19 protein-coding genes are annotated in these 22,281 nt (G+C 35.5%); 15 read left to right on the top strand and 4 right to left on the bottom strand.

Annotated features, from left to right (window positions below; all coding sequences use genetic code 11):
* The first annotated feature begins 95 nt into the window (after positions 1-95).
* From CGC49_RS05015 to CGC49_RS04995, 5 genes are all read left to right on the top strand, one after another.
* A complete protein-coding gene (locus tag CGC49_RS05015; protein ID WP_095912007.1) occupies positions 96-1,085 on the top strand; it encodes an aspartate-semialdehyde dehydrogenase in 990 nt (329 codons plus the stop codon).
* 297 nt (positions 1,086-1,382) lie between these two features.
* Positions 1,383-1,607, top strand: a complete 225-nt coding sequence (locus tag CGC49_RS05010; RefSeq protein WP_042347817.1) for a hypothetical protein — start codon at positions 1,383-1,385, stop codon at positions 1,605-1,607.
* Positions 1,595-1,891 (top strand): plasmid stabilization protein ParE, encoded by a 297-nt coding sequence (locus tag CGC49_RS05005; RefSeq protein WP_095912006.1) that lies wholly within the window; start codon positions 1,595-1,597, stop codon positions 1,889-1,891. Before CGC49_RS05010 ends, CGC49_RS05005 begins: the two co-directional genes overlap by 13 nt.
* 268 nt (positions 1,892-2,159) lie before the next feature.
* Entirely contained in the window at positions 2,160-2,381 is a 222-nt protein-coding gene (locus tag CGC49_RS05000) for a hypothetical protein (protein WP_095912005.1), read from the top strand.
* Complete coding sequence (locus CGC49_RS04995) at positions 2,369-2,683, top strand: type II toxin-antitoxin system RelE/ParE family toxin (protein WP_042006324.1); 315 nt, start codon at positions 2,369-2,371, stop codon at positions 2,681-2,683. The genes CGC49_RS05000 and CGC49_RS04995 overlap by 13 nt, the downstream gene beginning before the upstream one ends.
* An 858-nt stretch (positions 2,684-3,541) precedes the next feature.
* Here the strand turns inward: CGC49_RS04995 and CGC49_RS04990 are convergent.
* Complete coding sequence (locus CGC49_RS04990) at positions 3,542-4,747, bottom strand: ISL3 family transposase (protein ID WP_095912004.1); 1,206 nt, start codon at positions 4,745-4,747, stop codon at positions 3,542-3,544.
* Positions 4,748-4,783: 36 nt separating this feature from the next.
* Here CGC49_RS04990 and CGC49_RS04985 point away from each other — a divergent pair, with 36 nt between their 5' ends.
* The 9 genes from CGC49_RS04985 to CGC49_RS04945 all read left to right on the top strand — a co-directional run bounded on the left by CGC49_RS04985 (position 4,784) and on the right by CGC49_RS04945 (position 16,590).
* A complete protein-coding gene (locus CGC49_RS04985; RefSeq protein WP_095912003.1) occupies positions 4,784-6,583 on the top strand; it encodes a hypothetical protein in 1,800 nt (599 codons plus the stop codon).
* A gap of 90 nt (positions 6,584-6,673) precedes the next feature.
* Positions 6,674-7,432: a BT1926 family outer membrane beta-barrel protein gene (locus CGC49_RS04980; RefSeq protein ID WP_095912002.1), complete on the top strand. Its 759-nt coding sequence runs from the start codon at positions 6,674-6,676 to the stop codon at positions 7,430-7,432.
* Positions 7,433-8,052: 620 nt separating this feature from the next.
* Positions 8,053-8,640, top strand: coding sequence for an AAA family ATPase (locus CGC49_RS04975; RefSeq protein ID WP_095912001.1), 588 nt, complete (start codon positions 8,053-8,055; stop codon positions 8,638-8,640).
* Positions 8,641-8,842: 202 nt separating this feature from the next.
* On the top strand, positions 8,843-9,649 hold the full coding sequence (locus CGC49_RS04970) for an ATP-binding protein (RefSeq protein WP_232745202.1): 807 nt from the start codon (positions 8,843-8,845) through the stop codon (positions 9,647-9,649).
* 341 nt (positions 9,650-9,990) lie between these two features.
* Complete coding sequence (locus CGC49_RS04965; RefSeq protein WP_095911999.1) at positions 9,991-11,286, top strand: anthranilate synthase component I family protein; 1,296 nt, start codon at positions 9,991-9,993, stop codon at positions 11,284-11,286.
* Positions 11,287-11,329: 43 nt separating this feature from the next.
* Positions 11,330-11,923 (top strand): ribonuclease HII, encoded by a 594-nt coding sequence (locus CGC49_RS04960; RefSeq protein ID WP_042008952.1) that lies wholly within the window; start codon positions 11,330-11,332, stop codon positions 11,921-11,923.
* 177 nt (positions 11,924-12,100) lie between these two features.
* On the top strand, positions 12,101-13,147 hold the full coding sequence (locus tag CGC49_RS04955) for an endonuclease/exonuclease/phosphatase family protein (RefSeq protein WP_042008949.1): 1,047 nt from the start codon (positions 12,101-12,103) through the stop codon (positions 13,145-13,147).
* A 210-nt stretch (positions 13,148-13,357) separates the two neighbouring features.
* Positions 13,358-14,014, top strand: a complete 657-nt coding sequence (locus tag CGC49_RS04950) for a hypothetical protein (RefSeq protein ID WP_095911998.1) — start codon at positions 13,358-13,360, stop codon at positions 14,012-14,014.
* 194 nt (positions 14,015-14,208) lie between these two features.
* Positions 14,209-16,590, top strand: coding sequence for an outer membrane beta-barrel family protein (locus CGC49_RS04945; protein WP_095912694.1), 2,382 nt, complete (start codon positions 14,209-14,211; stop codon positions 16,588-16,590).
* 140 nt (positions 16,591-16,730) lie between these two features.
* Here the strand turns inward: CGC49_RS04945 and CGC49_RS04940 are convergent, their stop codons facing one another.
* The 3 genes from CGC49_RS04940 to CGC49_RS04930 all read right to left on the bottom strand — a co-directional run bounded on the left by CGC49_RS04940 (position 16,731) and on the right by CGC49_RS04930 (position 20,350).
* A complete protein-coding gene (locus tag CGC49_RS04940) occupies positions 16,731-17,495 on the bottom strand; it encodes an exodeoxyribonuclease III (protein ID WP_042008946.1) in 765 nt (254 codons plus the stop codon).
* 120 nt (positions 17,496-17,615) lie between these two features.
* On the bottom strand, positions 17,616-19,733 hold the full coding sequence (locus tag CGC49_RS04935; protein ID WP_095912693.1) for a peptidylprolyl isomerase: 2,118 nt from the start codon (positions 19,731-19,733) through the stop codon (positions 17,616-17,618).
* A 413-nt stretch (positions 19,734-20,146) separates the two neighbouring features.
* Complete coding sequence (locus CGC49_RS04930) at positions 20,147-20,350, bottom strand: hypothetical protein (RefSeq protein ID WP_095893582.1); 204 nt, start codon at positions 20,348-20,350, stop codon at positions 20,147-20,149.
* A gap of 279 nt (positions 20,351-20,629) precedes the next feature.
* Between CGC49_RS04930 and rpoN the strand changes: the two genes are divergently transcribed.
* On the top strand, positions 20,630-22,096 hold the full coding sequence (gene rpoN, locus CGC49_RS04925) for an RNA polymerase factor sigma-54 (RefSeq protein ID WP_095893581.1): 1,467 nt from the start codon (positions 20,630-20,632) through the stop codon (positions 22,094-22,096).
* Positions 22,097-22,281 lie beyond the last annotated feature (185 nt).

The following is a 22,281-nucleotide window of genomic DNA, read 5'->3' as shown; positions in this document are numbered from 1 at the left end:
TTACAGCTTACAGCTTATAGCTTACAGCTTATACAGCTTACAGCTTATAATATTACAGCCAATATAACTTTAAATAATTTTTCATAAAAAAAAGCATGAGAGTAGCAGTTGTAGGCGTTACGGGCATGGTCGGTAACGTGATGTTAGAGATTTTGGAAGAGCGTAATTTTCCAGTAACAGAATTGATTCCTGTGGCATCAGAGAAATCTGTAGGTAAAAAAATTACCTTTCGAGGTAAAGAATATGCAGTAGTTGGTATGCAACAAGCCGTTTCGTTGAAACCAGACATTGCGTTGTTTTCGGCAGGAGGAGGCACTTCTTTGGAGTGGGCTCCGAAGTTTGCACAGGTTGGTACTACAGTTATCGACAATTCCTCAGCTTGGCGTATGGACCCTACCAAAAAATTAGTTATCCCCGAAATAAATGCGGACGTGCTTACTAAAGAAGATAAAATCATAGCAAATCCCAATTGTTCTACCATTCAGATGTTAGTAGCTTTAGCACCTTTACAGCAAAAGTACGGCATCAAGCGTGTGGTGGTTTCCACCTATCAGTCTATCACAGGAACAGGAGTCAAGGCTGTAAAGCAACTTGAAAATGAATACAATGGAGTAGAAGGGGAGAAAGCATACCATTATCAGATTCACCGCAATGCTATTCCTCAATGTGATGTTTTTGAGGACAATGGCTACACCAAAGAAGAAATGAAATTAGTACGCGAAACGAAAAAGATTATGCGCGATGATTCCATTGCCGTAACGGCCACAGCCGTACGCATCCCAGTGGTTGGAGGGCATAGTGAGTCCTTAAATATTGAATTGCGTGACGATTTCAACCTCGAAGAAGTCAAACAATTACTATCAACATCGGAAGGGATTCAAGTCTTAGATGATACCACTACGAACAGTTACCCTATGCCTCTTTACGCACAAGGTAAGGATGCCGTATTTGTGGGACGTATTCGTCGTGACGAATCACAGAAAAACACTTTGAATATGTGGGTTGTTGCCGATAACCTTCGCAAAGGAGCCGCTACCAATACCATTCAGATTGCTGAAGCCCTCATTCAAAAAGGACTTGTGTAGTATTAATTACAAATTACGAATTACAAAGAAAATTACGAATTACAAAGAAAATTACGAATTTCAAATTACGAATTACAAAGAAAATTACGAGTTTCAAATTACGAATTACAAAGAAAATTACGAATTTCAAATTTCAAATTACGGAATTATCCACTCCCGTAATTCGTAATTATTTCCGTAATTCGTAATTTGTAATTTATAATTTATAATTTATAATTTTTCATTACCATCGTAATTCGTAATTAATAATTAATCATTCGTAATTTATTTTTCTTACCTTTGCAGAAAACAGAAGTTATGAATACGATCACATTAAAGAGAAATCTTAGTTTTCAAGAGTATCAGCTTTTAACGCAAATATTAGATGAAATGGGAATTGAAATAGAGCGTAAGATAGACTCTTTTGCATTGGATAAACAAGATTTAGAAAATATAGCAAAATCTAATGAAGAGGCTAAACAAGGTCTATTAATTTCAAGTGAAGAAGTTAGAAACAGAGCCTTGAAATTATGTACAAAATAGTTTGGACACCTACCGCAGAAACAGCTTATTTCTCAAATTTAGAATATTGGATAGATAGAAACAAGTCCAATACCTATTCTTTGAAAATAGTTGAGCAAGTGAATTCTATTGAACAATCCATTTCTGAAACCCCTTATTTTTTAGCACATTACATAGGCGACCTCAATTTATACAGACGTATTTTTTTCAAAGGAAAATTCTCTTTGTACTATGAGATTTCAGAAGAACAAAAGATAGTTACAATTAAGTATTTTAAAAGCAACAAACAAAAGCCTATATATTGAAGATACAATTACGAATTACAAAGAAAATTACGAATTTCAAATTTCAAATTACAAAGAAAATTTCAAATTTCAAATTTCAAATTACAAAGAAAATTTCAAATTACCAATTACCAATTACGAAATTATCCAGTCCCGTAATTCGTAATTTGTAATTTTTCATTACCTATCGTAATTCGTAATTTATAATTTTTCATTACCTATCGTAATTCGTAATTTATAATTAATCATTCGTAATTTATTTTTCTTACCTTTGCAGAAAACAGAAGTGATGAATACACATACCATACAATTCAAAAAAGCACTCTCTTTTGAACAGTATCAAATGGCAGTGAGAGTTTTAGAAGCCATTGGCTTAGAGGTTTATGATGAAACAAGACTTACTGAAAAACAAAGAGAAAATATTTTGCGAGGAATAAAACAAGCAGAAAAAGGAGAAACCAAATCTTATTTAGAAGTAAGAGAAAAAGCAAGAAAAATATGCGGAGTATAAAGTGGTCTTATGTCGCAGAGCAGGAATATGTAGATGTTTTACAGTTTTGGATAAGCCATAATTCATCAAATACATATTCTCAAAAGATCATGAAAGCTGTAGAGGAAGCCGAAGATATGCTTATGAAAAATCCTTTTATAGCAGAAGAAAAAGAAGATCATAAAGATGGGAATGTGTTAAGGTATAGAAAATTAATTATTCTTCAAAACTTCTCTTTAATCTATATTGTCCGAGATATGATTGAAATTGTATCCTTTTGGGATAATCGACAAAATCCAAAACAATTAAAAAGCATTCTTTAACGCACACGTGGTGAAACAATTACGAATTACAAAAAAATTACGAATTTCAAATTTCGAAGGTGATGTAAAAAGTATGATGCCCTTAAAAAAAGAAGTGTTTTTGTCAGGCTGAGCGTAGTCGAAGCCTTATCATTACAGGGCTTCGACTACGCTCAGCCTGACAATCAAAACCAGCATCATACTTTTTATAACACAACCCAAATTTCAAATTACGAAATTATCCAGTCCCGTAATTCGTAGTTCGTAGTTCGTAATTCGTAATTCGTAATTCGTAATTTATAATTAACTTTCAATCTTTGAATCTTTGAATCTTTGAATCTTTAAATCTTTGAATCTTTGAATCTTTGAATCTTTGAATCTTTGAATTTTTGAATCTTTGAATCTTTGAATTTTTGAATCTTTGAATTTTTGAATCTTTAAACCTTGAACTCTTGAACCTTTTAACAATTCCAAATCTCTCGCACTGCATTTGTTAATTTTATCCTAAAAAAATGACCGTTCGGGATATGTTTTTGACCGTTCGTGCGAATATTGTTATAATTAAGTTAAAAATATCCGAAAAGAGTTTTTTTTGCATATCTTTGCCCAAAATAATAGTTACGTATTAAGAGTTCATAGTTACGAATTGTTATTGTATAGGTAATTAAATACGAGTAGTGGGTGGTTAGCGATTAAGAAATTTTTTTTAAAACTTTTTTGCGTATAAAGAAAATTTATTTACCTTTGTCCCGTGCAATGAAAGTAGTGGCGTAGCTATTGCGAGTAGTTCAGAACAGTTAAGTAAAATCAAATGGCAGTAGTGCCATAAATTTATTATAGTAAACAAATTAATTATTAACTTTAATTTTTTTGGCATTACTAATTTTTTTGTGAGCTAAACTTGAGATTACCGAAGTAAAAGAGGGTGTTTATTCTGAAACGCTCAAAGTTTAAGAATCCTCTTGCTTTTGAAATAACGGATTGTATTTTTCCATTCATATTTTCGTGCTTCCCGCTGGATGTTTGAGTAACTATCGCATTGATAATCCCTTGTAAATGATTATCAAAGGTCTTTATCACTTCATTTACAGCGGTTATGGATTGACTTATTGCATTATTTTTCCATAGCTCGTAATTGATTGCTATACCATCTTTTAAACTAAACAAATACTTGAAATTCTCTCGTATTTGCCACGCCTTTGCCGTAAGTAAATTCTCACTAAGCATTTGCTCAAAGGCTCTTTGTTGCTCTTCTGTACGATTTTCTTCGCTCTTTAATACGGTGTATTTCTGTCCTTTAAGCAATTCGGTTTCTTTTACCTCTTTTCTTCTGGTCTTATCAATGGCTTCGGATAACTTCTTGAATAGATGAAACTTATCGTGTACAATCATCGCTTGGGGAGCTATATCCTTAATAGCGTTTATATAAGGTTTCCACATATCCATATTTACCCTTTTTAGGGAGGGCTGTTTCTCTTGTGAATTAACACTGAAAAACAAGGCTTTTACATTTTTTTCCTTTCTACCTTCGGTCATTTCTACTACACAATTTTTATCGCTATCGATAAGAATTGTAGCGTATTTATGTCCGTGAGAATATGCTTTTTCGTCTAAGCTAACATTCTCTAAATCATTTACTTCTCCTCGTTCCAAAAGTGCTTTTTCTACGGCTGATTCCATAATGCTTCTTATCATATATGGGGTGGTATGCATCAGTTCTGCAACGGTGTTTTGTACCTTTACTTTATGTAAAGTCTCTATGACTTTGGCGGCGAATAAATGCGTGTATCCCTTGTATTTAGGTGCAAAATGAATATCGATAACCTTAGGCTTACCATCCTTAGAAAGGTAACGAGGTAGACTGCAAACCAAGTAACACCGATAGTCAAACCAATTTAAATGTTGCCACTCTCGCTCGGGGGTGGTATCATACAGTTTGTAACGCTTTCCTTCTTTAACAAAATGGGTGTTAAGGTATTTCAAGTGAATTTTAATGATCTTATTTTCTTCGTCTTTTACTATCGAAGTGATCGCAAAATCATCTGTAATACCCAACATCTCTCTCAAAAAATCTACAAAGTCCATTCTTTTTTCGCAAACTTAATCATAAAAATTTTACTAATGCCATTTTTTTTTAAGACGATGAAAAAAAGAATTATTATTCCAGCGATTCTTTCAGCGGTGTTAGCCACAGGTTTAACATCCTGCGTGAAAGACAACGAATCAGACTCAGTGAGAGATCTGCGTAACGCAAAGGCGAATGAACTAAACGCTAATGCGGAAAATACAAAAGCGAAAACAGCTCAACAAGTAGCGGAAACGGCTGCTTACGGAGTGGAGGTTAAAATTAGAGAGGCAGTATTAGCCAAGGAGCTTGTTTCTGTTAAGGATGCAGAGCTTAAACTTGCTAAGGAACAGTTGCAACATGCTGTTAACGAGGCTAAGAGTGACAATGACATAGCTAAATTGAAGCTTGATGCTGAAAAAGCAAGACTTGAGTCAGAGCGTGCTTTAGCGAAAGCAAAAGCTGCTGATGATGAGTTGAAAGCTGAACAAGCTAACGCATTGAAAGCATTAGCTGAAGCAGAAGCTAACTTGTTAGACGCTCAAAACGAGTTGTTTAGAAAGAAATTGGAAAAATACACTTCTATTGAGAGTGAGATGAACAAAGCTGCGAAAGAGGTTGTGAAACTTACAGGTAAGATCATCAAAAAAGAAACCGAGATTGCAGGTTTGACACAAAGTGCTACAACACTTGAGGCTGTGAAAGCAAGAGATATCAAAGAGCAACAAGATATTATCGCTAAAAACAAAGCACTTCTTGCAGCATTGGATGGGCTTAAAAATGGTTCAACTGAGGAGTATGCTGCTAAAGTAAAAGAGTATGAAGCAAAAGAGCATGGAGCTGAGTTGGCTTACAATACAGCCTCTTCAACCAACGAATTAGAAGATCTTGAGAAAGCAGCTGAAAAAGTATTGAAACAAGCAGCGGAACAACTTGAGATAACCAGATTGCTTGAACATTTTCAAGAAAAAGTAAATGATGGAGAGATTTTGTACACTCAGTTTCCTCTTGCTGTGGATGTTATAGATGTTATAAAAGTTCAAAATTTACAAGCTTTGACAGCGTCAGATGTCACTTCTAAATATGAAGGAGAAACAACTTCTTTGTTTAAAATAGAGGTGAAAGCAGATAAAGTTAATACTACCTCTATTTTGGCAGATTTGCAAAAAAATATTGAATATCTACCGCAGTTGGCTCTTCAGTATGACAACGCTATCGCTTTGTATAACGAGCAAGATGAGAATAAACCAGGTACCATAGCTAACTTTGCTAAAAAATTAGCTGATGCAAAAGAGAGCCTTAACCAAGCAATAGAAAACAACTTGGGTGAAGCTGTGATAAATACACGAAGACAAGCAGTTGCTAATGCAGCTCACGCTTATGAAGAAGCGATAAGAGATAATAAACTAAAAGCTAAGTTAAGAGCAGAGGTTACAGGAGTTGTTAAGGAATTTGCTCGAGTTAAGTCTTTCTTTGTAGGTTCATCTACAAATGAAGATAGAAAAGCATTTGATGAGGTTGTTGCGAAATACAATGAGGCAGTTCAAAAGGCAGCGGATCGTTATTTTGTTGAGCAAAGATTGAAAGACCAAAAAGACAATTTCTCTAAGATTAAAATGGTGTTTAGATCTATACTTACAGGGTACGAGACATTTGATAAGCAATACAAAACAGCTTACGAGGAAATTGAAAAAGCAGAGGTTGCTATAGCTAAATACGAAAAAATTGATACTATTCAAGATAAATTGAATCTAGCAAAAGAAGAGTTAGCTGAGTTAAAAAGAGACAAAGCTCACCAAGAGGTATTGTTAGCGGCTTACAAAAAGCAATTGGAAGCTATCAAATTATCTGAGTAATCTCTCAGGCTTTTAAAGCACAAAACAAATTAATAACAAGGAAAGGTTGCCTAAGCCCTTTGGGCAACCTTTTTCTAAAATAATTGTTATATGAAAATAAAAAAATTATTATTAATCGCCTTCACCGTTCCTACGCTTTGGATAACAGCGAACGCTCAGGAGGAACAAGCTTCAAAAAGCAATAAGTTCACCTTTGCCGCTACCTTGGGCTACAACAACTATGAAAGCGCTGATGCACCCAATGGATTGGGAAAATCGTTTTCTCCAGTGCAACACGCTACAAGTTGGACAAACAAGGGGTCAATGGTAGGTTTCGAAGCAGGTTGGTTTTTAAATGATGATTGGCGTTTTGTGGGTTCTTTTGGTTTGAGCTATTCGGCATATCCTGGCTACTATGAAGTTCCTGGAGTTGAAGCTGAAAAAGATAACAAAAGTGAAGTATTTGTTCCTGCGTATGAAACCATCCCTGTACAACATAACTTGTCGTATGCGATGAGCATTGGAGGTGATCGTTACTTCAATATTGAAGGTACAAAACTTTCATGGTTTGCAGGAGGTCGTATGGGATTGGCATACACTCAAAACTCTAAGCGTTACAACTATGCTGAAAAAATAGAGTTTGGTTCGTCTGTAGCAAGAACATGGAACTACCGCATTGCAGCCGTTGCAGGTGCTGACTATTACTTTAGTGATCGCTTCTTTGTTGGAGCACAAATCGAAGGAATTTCTTACACCTACGCAGTGTCATCAATCAAACCACAACCTGGGTTAGCCAACCGCTCAGCGGATCATTACAACCTGAGTTTCTTTGGTGCACCAACCATTAAAATTGGTTTCGTGTTATTCTAATAAATAACAAAATCTATAAAAATAAAAAGCTGTCTGAAAAGGCGGCTTTTTTTGGTTGTGTTATAAAAAGTATGATGGTAGTTTTGATTGTCAGGCTGAGCGTAGTCGAAGCCTCGTAATTACAGGGCTTCGACTACGCTCAGCCTGACAGAAATATCCACTTTATTAAAGGTATCATACTTTTTACAACACTTTCCTTTTTTTTATAATTACGAATTTCAAAGAAAATTACGAATTACGAATTTCCAATTACGAAATTATCCAACTCCGTAATTCGTAATTTATAATTAATCATTAATTCCCGTAATTCGTAATTAAATATAGTAATTCGTAATTTATAATTAATCATTAATTCTCGTAATTTGTAATTTATAATTTATAATTAATTCTCGTAATTCGTAATTTTCTTTGTAATTTGTAATTTTCTTTGTAATTGGTAATTTGAAATTCGTAATTTAAAATTATTCTCGTAATTTGTAATTTAAAATTATTCCCGAAATGTTATAACTTTGCGAAATAAAGTTTTTTTAGGGTTTGTGTGTTTAAAAGGTGTTGAATTGTAAAAATAAATATGTTTAAATATGTTTATTTTTACAAAAGTAAAATAAATAAGTGTAAAAATGAAAAAGTCAGGGCTTATTCCTACGCCGAGAATTATAGAGCGGTTGCAGTACGAAAACCCTTGGTGGTCGAGCCAAAGGATTCCCGATTTGTACAAAAATATGTCGAAAAGGTTGTATTTCGATTTGTTTTATCCCTTTATAACAGAGCAGGATATTCGCCGTGCGGTAGTGCTTATGGGCCCCCGTAGGGTAGGAAAAACCGTGATGATGTACCACGCCATAGACCAACTGATTGAAGAGGGGATAAATCCGCAAAAGATATTTTTTGTTGGAATAGACAATCCTATTTACTTACATTTGGGATTACAAGACATTTTGGAGTTATGCAAAGAGGCTTTAAAAATAGAGTATCTGAGAGGTTGCTATGTGTTTTTCGATGAAATTCAATACCTAAAAGATTGGGAACGCCATCTTAAAGTGTTGGTTGACACTTATCCCGAAACTAAATTTGTCGTTTCTGGTTCGGCGGCAGCAGCACTCCGTTGGCACAGCACAGAGAGTGGAGCAGGAAGATTTACCGATTTTATGTTGCCTCCGCTCACATTTCAAGAGTTTATTCACTTAAAAAATAAGGAAGTGTTGTAAAAAGTATGATATCTTTAATAAAGTGGATATTTCTGTCAGGCTGAGCGTAGTCGAAGCCCTGTAATTACGAGGCTTCGACTACGCTCAGCCTGACAATCAGAACTACCATCATACTTTTTATAACACTACCAAAAATAAAAATCATCTTATCCGAGAAGATGTTATTCAATACGGCGGACAATCAATACCGTATCATCTGCCTTTGGATATAAATGAACTGAATGAAGAATTCCAACAGTATCTCAATTTTGGTGGTTATCCTGAAGTGGTTCTCTCTGAAAAGATTCAGAAAGATATGGGACGGTATGTGAAAAACGATATTGTGGATAAGGTGTTGTTGAGAGACTTGCCGAGTTTGTACGGCATCAAGGATGTTCAGGAGCTGAACCGATTTTTTACCTACATTGCGTACAACACGGGCAACGAATTTTCTTTCGAAAAAATGTCCAAAGAAAGTGGCATACAGAAAGAAACACTCAAAAGATATTTGGAATACCTCGAAGCGGCTTTTCTTATCAAGGTACTTAATAAGGTGGATATCAATGCCAAGAGATTGAAACGGATAACGAGTTTTAAGATTTATCTGACCAATCCGTCGCTTCGTACGGCTCTATTTTCCCCCATAAAAGCCGTGGATGACGAAATGGGAAATATGGTAGAGACTGCTGTTTTGTCACAGTGGATGCACAGAGAAAATTTAGCCCTGACTTATGCTCGTTGGAAAGACGGCAGAAAAGAAGGCGAGGTAGATTTGGTATTGGTAGATGATGTGCGATTCAAACCCATTTGGGGAGTGGAAATCAAATGGAGCAACCGCTATTTCGAGAAACCACAAGAGTTACAAAGTCTAATTCAATTTTGTAAGTCCAACGGGTTTAAAAGTGCTTTGGTTACTTCAATCGACAAAACTGGAACCAAGGAAATAGAAGATTTGTACTTTACTTTTGTACCCGCTTCGGTTTATGTGTACAACATTGGAAACGTTACCCTGAAAATGAAAACAGATTAATTTCAAATTACGATATTTAATTACGAATTTCAAAGAAAATTACGAATTACGAATTTCAAAGAAAATTACGAATTACGAATTTCCAATTACGAAATTATCCAACTCCGTAATTCGTAATTTATAATTTATAATTAATAATTAATCATTAACTCTCGTAATTTATAATTAATCATTAATTCTCGTAATTCGTAATTTATAATTAATTCCCGTAATTCGTAATTTATAATTTATAATTTATAATTAATCATTAATTCTCGTAATTCGTAATTTATAATTTGTAATTTATAATTAATTCCCGTAATTCGTAATTATTTTTGTAATTTATTTTTAATCGTAATTTTATGCGAATAGAGAAGTCTTTTCATATCACTGGAAATATAAAACAGCAGATTGTCCATTGGGCAAATAACCAAGGAGAAACGATGATTTGGTTGGATTCCAATGCGTATGCTGATGTTTATCATAAATTCGATGCTGTTTTGGCATTTGCTCCTAATGCAATTCTGAGGCTTGATACTCCTTTGGGAGCTTTTGATGCTCTACGATCATTCGTGGATAAGACCCGTGATTGGATTTTTGGTTATCTGTCCTATGATCTGAAGAATGATGTAGCATCTTTGAAATCTAATAATTTCGATGGATTACAATTTCCTGAGCTTTACTTTTTTCAACCTCAAAAGTTACTTTTCTTTAGAGAAAATATGGTTATGTTTAGCTATTTGAGGTCGGTTTCATCTGAAATAGAAGCTGATTGGAAAGCCATGCTTACGGCGGAGATGTTTCCTTTTTCAGAGATCTCAGAACCAAATGCGATTACTGCCCGATTGTCCAAAGCGGATTATATGGACAGGGTAAGGAAAATGCAGGAGCATATTGCCCGAGGTGATATCTATGAAGCGAATTTCTGCCAGGAATTTTATGTAGAAGATGTTCAAATAGATCCTATTTCCACCTATTTTCGATTAAATTCTATATCAACGCCTCCCTTTGCGTGTTATTTAAGGTTTGATGATTGTTTTGTAATGTCGGCATCACCAGAACGATATTTACAGCGAACGGGAGAAACGGTCATTTCACAGCCTATCAAGGGTACAGCAAGGCGATCGTCAGATGCTGAAACGGATCGGAAATTGCGTGATGAGTTGGAACAAAATCCAAAAGAACGCTCTGAAAATGTGATGATTGTAGACTTGGTTCGCAATGATTTATCTATGTACGCACAAAAAGGAAGTGTGGAGGTTAGAGAGCTTTGTAAGCCCTACACCTTTAAGCAAGTACATCAACTCATATCCACCATAGCAACGAAGATAAAAGATGGTACACATGCCGTTGATGTGCTGAAGAGTACTTTCCCGATGGGAAGTATGACAGGAGCTCCTAAACTATCGGCAATGCAAATTATTGAAAAATTAGAGGCTTCAAAACGAGGTATTTACAGTGGAGCAATTGGTTATTTCACCCCTACTGCCGATTTTGATTTTAATGTGGTCATTCGCAGTATTTTTTATAATCAGAAAAAAAAGTATGTATCTTTTTCTGTGGGGAGTGCCATCACAGCTGTTTCTGACCCTGAAAAAGAATATGAAGAATGCCTTGTTAAGGCTAATGCCATGAAAAAGGTGTTGGAAGAAAGGTGATTTTTTGCATATAAATGCGTATCTTTGCAACAGGAAATCAAACATGCAGTTATTTTATCATACACATAAAGAAGCGGGAACGGATGAAGCAGGTCGAGGGTGTTTGGCGGGGCCTGTGACGGCTGCTGCGGTAATCTTGCCCGAAAATTTTAAGAATGAACTGCTCACGGATTCCAAGCAACTCACGGAAAAACAACGCTTGATTTTGCGAACTGTCATTGAACAACAGGCTGTAGCTTTTGCTGTGGCACATGTTTTTCCCGTTGAAATTGACGAATTGAATATTTTGAGGGCTTCCATTTTGGCAATGCATAGGGCTTTAGAACAGTTATCACAAACTCCTGATTTTATTGCTGTTGATGGGAATAAATTTGTGAAATACGGTACTATTCCTCATGCTTGTATTGTCAAAGGTGATGCCAAAATACAGACCATTGCGGCGGCCTCTGTGTTAGCGAAAACCTATCGAGATGCATATATGGAGCGGATTGCAGATGAATATCCCATGTATCAATGGAAAAAAAATAAAGGTTATCCCACAGTAGAACATCGCAGAGCAATACAAGAGTACGGGATTACTCCCTACCACCGAAAATCGTTTCAGCTATTGCCGGTTCAAATGAAATTAGAGTTTTGACAACGAATAATTAATAATTACGAATTGTAAATTACGAATTACGAATTGTGAATTACGAATTACGAACTGTGAATTGCGAATTACGAATTTCTAATTACGAAATTATCCAATCCCGTAATTCGTAATTTATAATTTATAATTAATCATTAAATAAAATATCCTTTAAATCTCACTTCCATGAAACATAAATATTTTATACTATGGATACTTGTCTTTTGGCAATTATCGTTTTACGCACAAGAAAAGAAATACATGGTCAGAACAATTGCTTTTTACAATGTAGAAAATTTATTTGATACTATCAATGATCCAAGGACTTTTGATGACGATCGGACTCCACAGGGTGCTGACCGCTGGACATCAAAAGTTTACAACGACCATGTGCAGAAGATAGCTAAGGTAATTGCAGACATAGGTAGCGACGTGTCCAAACAAGCACCAGATATTGTTGGGCTTTGTGAAATTGAAAATGAGGATGTTATCGTTGATTTAATCAATACCGATTACCTGAAAAAGTACAATTATGGTATTGTGCATTACGACTCCCCAGATAGTAGAGGCGTTGATGTAGCGTTGATTTATAAAAAAGGGGTGTTTCGTCCCATTTCAACATCCAAACATGTTTTGAAAATTTTCGAACCCAATGGAAAGCGTCGTTACACGCGCGACCAATTATTGGTCAGCGGTATGTTTGATGGTGAAATGATGCATTTTATTGTCAATCACTGGCCTTCGCGTAGTGGAGGTGAGGCTGCAAGCCGTCCAAAGCGAGAGGCTGCCGCTGCATTGAATAAAAAAATCATAGATTCGTTACTCGCAAAAGATCCGAAAGCTAAAATTTTTAGTATGGGGGATTTTAATGACGATCCTACTAATGCGAGTTTTAAAAAGATTTTAAAAACCGAAGGTAAAAAGAATAAAGTTAAGGCAGGAGGTTTATACAATCCTATGGAAGAGATGCTCAAAAAAGGTATCGGATCACTTGCTTACCAAGATGCATGGAATTTATTTGACCAGATATATTTTACACAAGAATTATTAGAAGAAGATAAATCAACTTATCGCTACTGGAAAGCGGGAGTTTTTAATAAACCTTATTTGGCCAATCCTAAAGGTAAGTTTAAAGGCTATCCGTTCCGAAGTATGTCCAATGGGAATTATACTTGGGGATATTCAGACCACTTTCCCGTCTATCTTTACTTGATAAAAGAAATGAAATTATGATTGTCCGTAACCGCTAATTCATGTGAAGTGAAGAAAAAAATACAATAATCACGTAAGAGTATCGCTTTTTATATGTTTCCGCATGGGTTGTTTTTAATGCTTTATGTAGCTTTTTCTTATTTTTAGAGAAACGTACAGATTGTAATTGCTTTTATTGTGCAAAACGGATAATCATAAATGAAGTAGAAAGAAACAATAAAAATAAAACGTATGAAAAAATGTCTTTTTTATCTTGCTATTGGAATCGGGTTGGCGTCCTGTTCTGAAAAGAAACAAAAGCCAGTTACAACGAATGTTAAATCGAGCGTTGAAAATATTACACAACAAAACCAAGAAGCCTTGGATGAGGCCTTGCTTACTTCCTTTATAAATGACGTAGGTTTTGATTTTCTTAATAAATGTTACTACGAAAGAAATCTGAATACCTATATTCGAGATGAACATGAGAATCTAAAGGAATTTATGGATCCTGCTATCGGTTTGCGCCGTTATCATTTGCCGGGGGCGATGGTTTATTTGTCAGGGAAAGATGAAAATTATGGATTTATGGATTTCGATGATTTTGAGTTTGAACCGACCAGTCAAGGAGAATCTACACTTTCCGTAATGGATGTTAATCAAGACCCTTGTGAACTTGATTTCAACCAAGGAAGAACAGCTTATCTCCATTTGGTGAAAGAGCTGCCCGAATACTTCAGTCAACAAACAAATGAGGTTGAAAAAGTGGTGCTTCCCTATAAAGATGCTAAGATTATCGTTATGTATGTGATGGACAAATACGAACGACCTAAGGCGTTGTTTTTTATCGACACTCCTAAAGGCATGAAATTAGGTTTTGTTGACGATGCCGTTTGTGGAAATAGGTAGATTCTCAGAGTAAAAATAAGTGTGAAACTTGGCCAAAGTCACCTGTGTATGGGTGGTTTTGGTCAAGTTTTTTTATTAGAGAAAAAAAATAAATCTGTGAAATGTAACAATTCGTTTGTTTTTGCATCTTTGTAAAAAAGGAATTATGAATTAACCATTAAATAATTAATAATTAACAACTAACATATATGAAAATGAACCGATTAACATTTTTGATTTTCTTTCTTTTTACGACAGTTGTTTTTGCTCAGACTGGTACAGTTTCAGGACGAATTGTAGATGCTGAAAGTAAAGAAGTATTGCCATACACAGAAGTTTCGCTTTTCTCCTCCGATAATAAAAACCGAAATTTTGGAGTTATTTCTGATGAAAACGGAAAATTTTTATTAAAAAACATTCCTTTCGGAGAATATACATTGAAAATCAGTTTTGTTGGATATGAAGATGTTACTAAACCTTTGTCAATCAATGCTTCAAAAACAAATTTGGGTGATGTTTTATTGCATCTTTCCGTTCAACAAATTGAAGAAGTGGTGGTAGAAGGTCGAAAAGCAGCTTTCTCGTATCAAGTAGATCGTAAAACTATCAATGCCTCGGCTTTTCCAGAGGCGAATACAGCAATAGATTTGCTTACCAATGTGCCTTCATTGAACGTAAGTGTAGATGGTAGGATTACGTATCGTGAGGGAGGAACTTTTACTGTATATATTAATGGAATCATCGCCAAAGACGGGCAGGAACGCCTACGAACGCTCGACGCCTCACAGATTGAGAAAATAGATATTATTACCAATCCATCTGCTAAATACAGTGCTTCGGGAACGGCAGGAATCATACGTGTTGTGCTGAAAAAGAATAAATTGGAAGGGTATGCTATCAATCTTTCAGCTGAATTTAATACATTGGAAAGAAAAAGCTTTTCTTATTCCATTGATAAAAAGGGCAAAAAAGGAGGTTGGCATGTTTCGGGAAATATTGCCGATCACCATTGGGGAGATTCTCGTTCACAAGGAATAAGCAATGTGTATGCTCCCGATGGGAAGCGTTTTGAAACTTTATTCAATAGTGAATACAAAGCCAATATGAATAATTCTTTCATTGATTTTGGATTTAATTATGACATCACCGATCGCGATTTTATCGATGTTTCAATAGACTATGTTCCTTTTAGAAAGAAAGAAAAAAAGATAGATAAAACACAAATTTCTGAAAATACATTTGATAAAGAGGGTAATTTACTTTCGTCAAAGGATTTTCTTATGGATGTTGATAATCAATTTTTATATCAAAATTGGGGTGCTAATTTAGAATATTCGCATTTTTTTAATAAGGATAAATCCCATTTTTTGAAGTTAAATTCAGGATATAGCTTTTTTATTGGAAGTAGTGATGATTTTACTAAAGGTCATGTCATTAGCCCAAAGGAAAATACGGTTTTTGGAAATAAAAGTTCAGAAAAAAATGAAATTTTCACTAAAAGTATTTTGGAATACGAGCTACCACTAACCGACGCTACAAGTATTGAAGCTGGGGTTGATATCGAAACCGATCATATTCCAGAAATTACTACTGAAAGCGGGTTTTTTAAAGGAGATCGTATAGTAGAAACTTCGAAAGATGTTTCTGAAAACCAAGTTATTAACTACAAGGAGAATATCTATGCAGGGTATTTTAGCTTTAAGAGTTCGTTCGGCAAATTTGAATATAAATTAGGTCTACGTTCGGAACATACAGCTCGAGATATAATATATTCTTTTGATAATCAGCAAGGGGTAAGGAAAAATGATCGTTTTAAAAAGAATTTTACGGATTGGTTTCCATCAGTGCATTTGCTGTATAGTTTTTCTCAGAACAGTCAAATTAGTGGAAATTACAGTCGTAGAATCAGTCGTCCAGAGTATTGGGTATTGGTACCAGCTTTTGTTTGGAATGATAGATATTCGTTCTTAACAGGGAATAGTCGTCTGTTGCCCAGTTACACGGATTCCTATGAATTAGCGTATAAAAATTCATGGGGGAAGGATTTCGTTTCCATAGAAATGTTTGCTCGTAATCAACACGATATAATGAGCCCTTACAGTCGAGTGTATCGAGATAATATGCTGCTCATCACACGAGAGAACGTAGGCTCTTCGTGGGCTACAGGAATAGAGCTTATGGCAGGAGTTGATGTTTTTAAATGGTGGAATGTCAACGCTTCGTTTACCGCCTATCATTACCGCCAAGATCTTGAAGTAGACGCAAACTCGTACCCTATTGAGCAATGGCGATTCAATGCTAAACTCAACCATACGCTGCGGTTACCGCGTAATTTTTTACTCCGTGTGAATATGGGATATCAGTCGCCAACAAAAGACTTGCAAAACAATGTAGAAGCAATATTCCTGACCAATGCCTCCTTTACAAAAACGTGGAAGGACAACCGATGGAGTTTGAGTTTGTTTGGAAGTAATGTCTTTGATTCGTATCGATATACCAAAACTAATGTTGGTGAGAATTTTTCAAAACAAACTAAAATGACATATCGCCCATATGTAGGTTTTTCTCTGAAATATCAGTTTAATAATCAAAAATAGATAATTCCTGTATGCTATTTGTATTCTTCTGTGAAGTATAGAAGATTCCGATAAACAACGAACAGTGAGTAGTCATTCTTGTCCTTTGGAATGATTGCTCACTGTTCTTTTTGATAGTTTTTTATAATTGAAATCGATTGTTAATCTGCGACTTCAACTAAGATAGGGCAGTGGTCACTATGTTTTGCTTCGGGTAGTATGGTAGCCCGCAGCAAACGATTTTCAAGAGGTTGAGCAACTAAATTATAATCAATACGCCACCCTTTGTTATTGTTACGAGCGTTGGCTCGGTACGACCACCACGAATAATTGTGTGGCTCGTTATTAAAATATCGGAAACTATCAATGAACCCACTTTTCATAAATCCATCCAACCATTCCCGCTCTACAGGTAAAAATCCAGATACATTGGCATTTCGGATAGGGTCGTGAATATCAATCGCTTGATGGCAGATATTATAATCTCCGCAGATAATCAAATTAGGGAAAGACACTTTTAGATTGTCTATATATTTCTGAAAATCGGCCATAAAAGTGAGTTTGAAGTCCAAACGATCAATGTTCGTCCCCGAAGGTAAATATAAGCTCATCACCGAAAGACTGCCATAATCAGCACGGAGGATACGCCCTTCTTTATCCATGTAATCCAAACCACTTCCAATCTCTACATGAGTAGGTTTCGTCTTAGAAAGAATAGCTACGCCACTATATCCCTTTTTTTCGGCACTATGCCAATATTGGTATTTATAACCCAAAGCCTCAAAGGCTTCTTTTTCAATTTGAGACTCTAAAGCTTTGATTTCTTGTAAGCAAAGTACGTCGGGATTTGCACTCTGTAGCCATTCGATAAGACCTTTAGTCATTGCGGCACGTACGCCGTTTACATTGTAAGATATGATTTTCATTTTTTGTTAATTGTCAATTGTTAGTTGTTAATCATTACTCTTTTGCTAAAGCATAAAAAACAAGGACTTGTTAATATCAGTATTAGCAAGTCCTCGTTTTTCTGTAAATCTCCAAAAATATTAATAGAAACTACTTAGATTTTCTTTGATTTCAGCTGCGTTTTTAAGTGCGTTGTACACCTCTTGTGATGCACGACTCACTTTTAGAGTCTCTAAACTTTTGCGTTGTGAGTTTAAATCACTTGGAGCTTGAGCAGGAGAAATTGCAGTAACTTCTACTACGTACACAGCATTCTCACCCTCAATAGGTTTAGAAGTTTGTCCTTGTTTCAAAGCAAACACTGTCCCTACTACTTTTGGTTCACGGCCTTCACCGATGATAGTTGGATTATTCATTGACAGACCTGTAGCGGTTCTTACTTCAGCATTATTTGCAGAAGCAATTGCATCTAAGGAAGCTCCTTTTGCTTTTTCAGCTAATATTTGAGCTTTTTTCTCACGTATAAGAATTGGTTTTACAAATGGAGCCGCATCTTGGACAGAAGAAACGCCTTTCTCTCCTTTTTTTGTCAATTGAGCTACGATGTAGCTTCCTCCTGCAGTGAATTTGCGGATGTCACCCACTTTAGTGTCTTCTTGGAAAAGCCACTGTACAATTTGTCGGTTGTTGCCTAATCCAATGATGTATTCGTCATTTTGTTTTAGGTTGTCAGCACGAAGCACTGTTAAGTCTGATTTTTTAGCTACTTCACCAAAGTTTTTAACATCTGCTAAAGCGTCCATTTCAAACTTAGAAACCTTTGTAAACAAATCGTTTAGTGTTGTTTCTGACGGTTCAATATTTCTTGTGATGGTTGCTATTTGTACGGCATTTGCTTTTTCAGTAACTCGTACAACGTGGAATCCGAAATCTGTTTCAACTACTCCAATGTGTCCAACCTTATTTGTAAATACGAAATCTTCAAAAGGCTTAACCATGCGTCCGCGGGTAAAGAAACCTAAATCACCACCACTGTAATTTGCTCCTGGTTCTTCTGAGTTTTCTCTTGCCAACTCAGCAAAATCAGCTCCTTCCTTCCGAGCCTTTGCTAAAATTTCGTTAGCTTTTGCAAGAGCCTCTTCTTTGGTGCGTGTTGTATTCTCATTTGCTGCGCGACTTCCTGCGTAAGCTATCAATATATGACTTGCCTTTACAGCACCGTTGGTTTCTTTGGCAACCATGCGTGATAGTTTCAGCACTCCGTTGTCATCGTAAGGTCCAAAAGTTTTTCCTACTGGTAGAGCAAATAAGGTGTCAGCATATACAGTTGGTAATTCTGACTTAGTTACGTATAGCGAGTCATAAGGAGAATCAGAATTTTTCTCAATAAACTCACGGATGTTTTTTACGTTGGCAAATCCTCCAATGGTGTCATTTGAGTTTGTGGTGTTGTTGTATACCACTTGTGGCTCCAATAAGCGTAATAAGGATGCTTTGTCAGCTTCAATATCCTCAGCAGAAGCTTTTTCGTTCACTACAATGTACTGGATGTTTCTGAAAGCCTCTTGCTCGAATTGTTTTTTGTTTTTGCTGATGTATGCTTTTATGTCGCTGTCACTCACCGATACAGTGCTGTCAGGGATTGAACTGTACTGCAAGGCTACGAATTTTATGTCGGCTTTGTCTTGTTCTTGGTGATAAGCGATTTCAGCTTCAGCGTTTGTAACTCCTAATCCAGCACGGATTAAGTTGAAGTACATTTGTTGCTTCGCAGTTTCAACAAGTGCATTTTCTTGCATTTTCCATTCTTGGTAAGCTTGCGGGTTACTTGCTTTCAGTGTGGCTAAATAGCTGATAAATTTTGAAGGATCAAATACACCAAGATCATTCGTAAATTCAGGGCTTTGAGCCAAAGGACTCTTAGCTAACACTGACAAAATTTGATCTTTTTCAATGCTTAATCCCAATTTTTCAAATTGTTGTTTTAAAAGGATGCTACGAACGTTTTGTTCCCATACGTATTTTGCAGCTTCAAGGCTACTTGCTTGTCCACCTGCTCCTTGAACGGCGTTTTCCACCTGAAAGCGGAAAGCATCAATGGAAACATCTTCTCCGTTTACAGTTCCAATTTCAGTAGTTTGCCAATTACCGAATCGTCCTGAACCAATGAAGTCAGAGATTACGAAAGCGAAAAGAGCTAACCCTATAATCGCAATAAGAAATACGGTACGGTTTCTAATTTTTTCAAGAATTGCCATTTTTGTTATGTCTAATTTAGTATTAATAATCAATCGGCGAAGTTAATACTTTCTGTGGAATTATAAAAATATCTTACTAAGTTTTTTTTCAAAGCGGATTTAATTCTCAAATACATCTTTTGTTAAACAAAATTATTACATTATTTTTTGTGTTCTTTAAAGCTCCGTGTAGATACTCTATCGTTTTGAAATGAGGTGTTAGAACTATTTCGTTAGACCTTTGAGTATATGTTCTGTGTTCGTGTGTTTGCTATTAATTTTGAGTGTATTTTTTATTTTTTTAATTATTTTATAACAGGTCTGTTTTTAGAGATGTGCTACAGGTTAATCCATTGATTTTTTTATTCTTATAACAAAAAGGGCAGTCCTAAAAACTTGGACTACCCTTTATTTGTACTAAGAGAACCGAATTATTAACCTTTAATAAAGGTAAAAGTAAAATATCCGTCTTTATCTTTAGTTGTTAAATGACTTGCTTCAGATTCTAAGTCTGCTTTGTTTTGGTAATAACTGTCTATACGAAGTTTTACAAATTTTTCATCATGAGTTCTTATCACAAGAATCTTTCCAGGCGTAGCTTTAATTAAATGTGTAGGATGGCCTGTGTATGTTGCCATATGAAAGTTCCTCCTGTGTTCTGTTTTTTAGAGAAATTTATCGAGGATAGTTAGATTTATTATACGAAACAGAAGGTAGTGTTTTTTATATCTGTTTATGTGCGAATGTTAAATAGAAACAAAATATATTTTAGAGATATTGATCTTTGTTTTTCTAATTTACTGAGTTAATAATCAAGGTTAATGTTCTTTTGATTTTTACTTAATAATACTGTTATATTCATTTTTTTTCTTCCTTTTTTTGCGTATTTTTGCCCCTAAATTCATTCAATATACAATATGTTAAAGCAAAATTTACAACTGAAACTTTCGCAAAAATTATCACCTCAACAAATTCAATTGATGAAGTTGGTGCAATTGCCTACGTTGGCTTTTGAACAACGCATCAAACAAGAATTGGAAGAAAACCCTGCTTTGGAGTCGGGGCGTGAAGAAAGTGAATATGACGAATTTGCAGATGAATTTGATAACTCTTCAGACGAATATAACGATAGTGAAGTGATTGATATGGAGGATATTAATATTGATGAATACCTCAGTGATGATGAAATTCCCGAATATCGATTACATACCAATAACTACAGCGATGATGATGAGGAAAAAGAAATTCCTTTTAGTGCCGAAGTGTCTTTTCATCAATCACTTTTAAATCAATTGAATACGTTTACTCTTTCCGACGAAGACTATTTCATTGCTGAATTTTTGGTAGGGAGTATTGACGATAGTGGGTATATCCGTCGCTCTATCCAGGATTTAACTGATGACTTGGCTTTTACACAAAATATTTATACAGAAGAAGATAAGGTAAAACAAATCCGTGAACAGATTATCTTTCAGTTAGATCCTGCGGGTGTGGGTGCATTTGACTTACAAGAGTGTCTTTTGATACAACTTCGCCGTAAAAAAACGACTCCATCTGTCGATTTGGCTATAGAAATTATCGAAAAGGCATTTGAGCTATTCATTAAAAAGCATTATGCTAAACTGCAACAAAAGTTTTCTATCTCAGAAGATGAACTCAAAGAAGCTATACAAGAAATTGAACGTTTAAACCCTAAACCAGGAAGTTCGTATTCGGGGAGTAATGTTCAAGTAGAGCAGATTATTCCTGATTTTACCATCCGAGTGAATGATAATGATTTGGAACTCAGTCTTAATGGGCGAAATGCTCCTGAATTGCATGTTTCGCGAGAGTATTCCGAAATGCTTGATACCTACAAAAAAGCCAAAGAAAAGACCTCTTCGCAGAAGGAAGCAGTTTTCTTTATTAAACAGAAGTTAGATTCTGCTAAATGGTTTATTGATGCCATCAAACAGCGTCAGCAAACACTTCTAGTTACCATGGACGCTATTATGCAACACCAACGCGAGTATTTTCTTACAGGAGATGAGCTAAAAATAAAACCGTTGATTTTAAAGGATATAGCTGATAAAATAGGAATGGACATCTCTACCGTTTCAAGAGTAGCGAGTAGTAAGTATGTAACCACACCTTATGGTACCAGATTGATTAAAGACTTTTTTTCTGAATCAATGAAAAATGATCAAGGAGAAGACGTTTCTACACATGAAATTAAGCAAATACTACAGCGCATCATCGCTAAAGAGGATAAAAGCAAACCTTATCCTGATGACGATTTGGCACAATTGCTTAAAGAAGAGGGATATCCAATCGCAAGGCGAACAATTGCTAAATACCGTGAACAGCTCGATATCCCGGTTGCAAGACTTCGAAGGGAGTTGTAAAAGCTATTGTTGTAGGATCTTTTTCACGTTACCAGTTGTTATAAACGATTTCAGGTTCAAAAGGTACAGCAATTTTAGACAGTATTCTTATAGCTGTTTACTTCTCTCGTACTCCATTTGCAAATCATTACTTTAGCCATAAAATAAATAAAAAAGACCGACTGGGTTTCCCAATCGGTCTCTTT

The sequence above is a fragment of the Capnocytophaga sp. H4358 genome, from assembly GCF_002302515.1.
GTDB lineage: Bacteria > Bacteroidota > Bacteroidia > Flavobacteriales > Flavobacteriaceae > Capnocytophaga > Capnocytophaga canis.
This window is presented reverse-complemented; position numbering and strand designations above follow the sequence as displayed.

Bases quoted from the DNA above. Each gene is read 5' to 3' on its own strand.
- CGC49_RS05015 (WP_095912007.1), top strand. From the start codon at position 96: ATGAGAGTAGCAGTTGTAGGCGTTACGGGCATGGTCGGTAACGTGATG.
- CGC49_RS05010 (WP_042347817.1), top strand. From the start codon at position 1,383: ATGAATACGATCACATTAAAGAGAAATCTTAGTTTTCAAGAGTATCAG.
- CGC49_RS05005 (WP_095912006.1), top strand. From the start codon at position 1,595: ATGTACAAAATAGTTTGGACACCTACCGCAGAAACAGCTTATTTCTCA.
- CGC49_RS05000 (WP_095912005.1), top strand. From the start codon at position 2,160: ATGAATACACATACCATACAATTCAAAAAAGCACTCTCTTTTGAACAG.
- CGC49_RS04995 (WP_042006324.1), top strand. From the start codon at position 2,369: ATGCGGAGTATAAAGTGGTCTTATGTCGCAGAGCAGGAATATGTAGAT.
- CGC49_RS04990 (WP_095912004.1), bottom strand. From the start codon at position 4,747: ATGGACTTTGTAGATTTTTTGAGAGAGATGTTGGGTATTACAGATGAT.
- CGC49_RS04985 (WP_095912003.1), top strand. From the start codon at position 4,784: ATGCCATTTTTTTTTAAGACGATGAAAAAAAGAATTATTATTCCAGCG.
- CGC49_RS04980 (WP_095912002.1), top strand. From the start codon at position 6,674: ATGAAAATAAAAAAATTATTATTAATCGCCTTCACCGTTCCTACGCTT.
- CGC49_RS04975 (WP_095912001.1), top strand. From the start codon at position 8,053: ATGAAAAAGTCAGGGCTTATTCCTACGCCGAGAATTATAGAGCGGTTG.
- CGC49_RS04965 (WP_095911999.1), top strand. From the start codon at position 9,991: ATGCGAATAGAGAAGTCTTTTCATATCACTGGAAATATAAAACAGCAG.
- CGC49_RS04960 (WP_042008952.1), top strand. From the start codon at position 11,330: ATGCAGTTATTTTATCATACACATAAAGAAGCGGGAACGGATGAAGCA.
- CGC49_RS04955 (WP_042008949.1), top strand. From the start codon at position 12,101: ATGAAACATAAATATTTTATACTATGGATACTTGTCTTTTGGCAATTA.
- CGC49_RS04950 (WP_095911998.1), top strand. From the start codon at position 13,358: ATGAAAAAATGTCTTTTTTATCTTGCTATTGGAATCGGGTTGGCGTCC.
- CGC49_RS04945 (WP_095912694.1), top strand. From the start codon at position 14,209: ATGAACCGATTAACATTTTTGATTTTCTTTCTTTTTACGACAGTTGTT.
- CGC49_RS04940 (WP_042008946.1), bottom strand. From the start codon at position 17,495: ATGAAAATCATATCTTACAATGTAAACGGCGTACGTGCCGCAATGACT.
- CGC49_RS04935 (WP_095912693.1), bottom strand. From the start codon at position 19,733: ATGGCAATTCTTGAAAAAATTAGAAACCGTACCGTATTTCTTATTGCG.
- CGC49_RS04930 (WP_095893582.1), bottom strand. From the start codon at position 20,350: ATGGCAACATACACAGGCCATCCTACACATTTAATTAAAGCTACGCCT.
- rpoN (WP_095893581.1), top strand. From the start codon at position 20,630: ATGTTAAAGCAAAATTTACAACTGAAACTTTCGCAAAAATTATCACCT.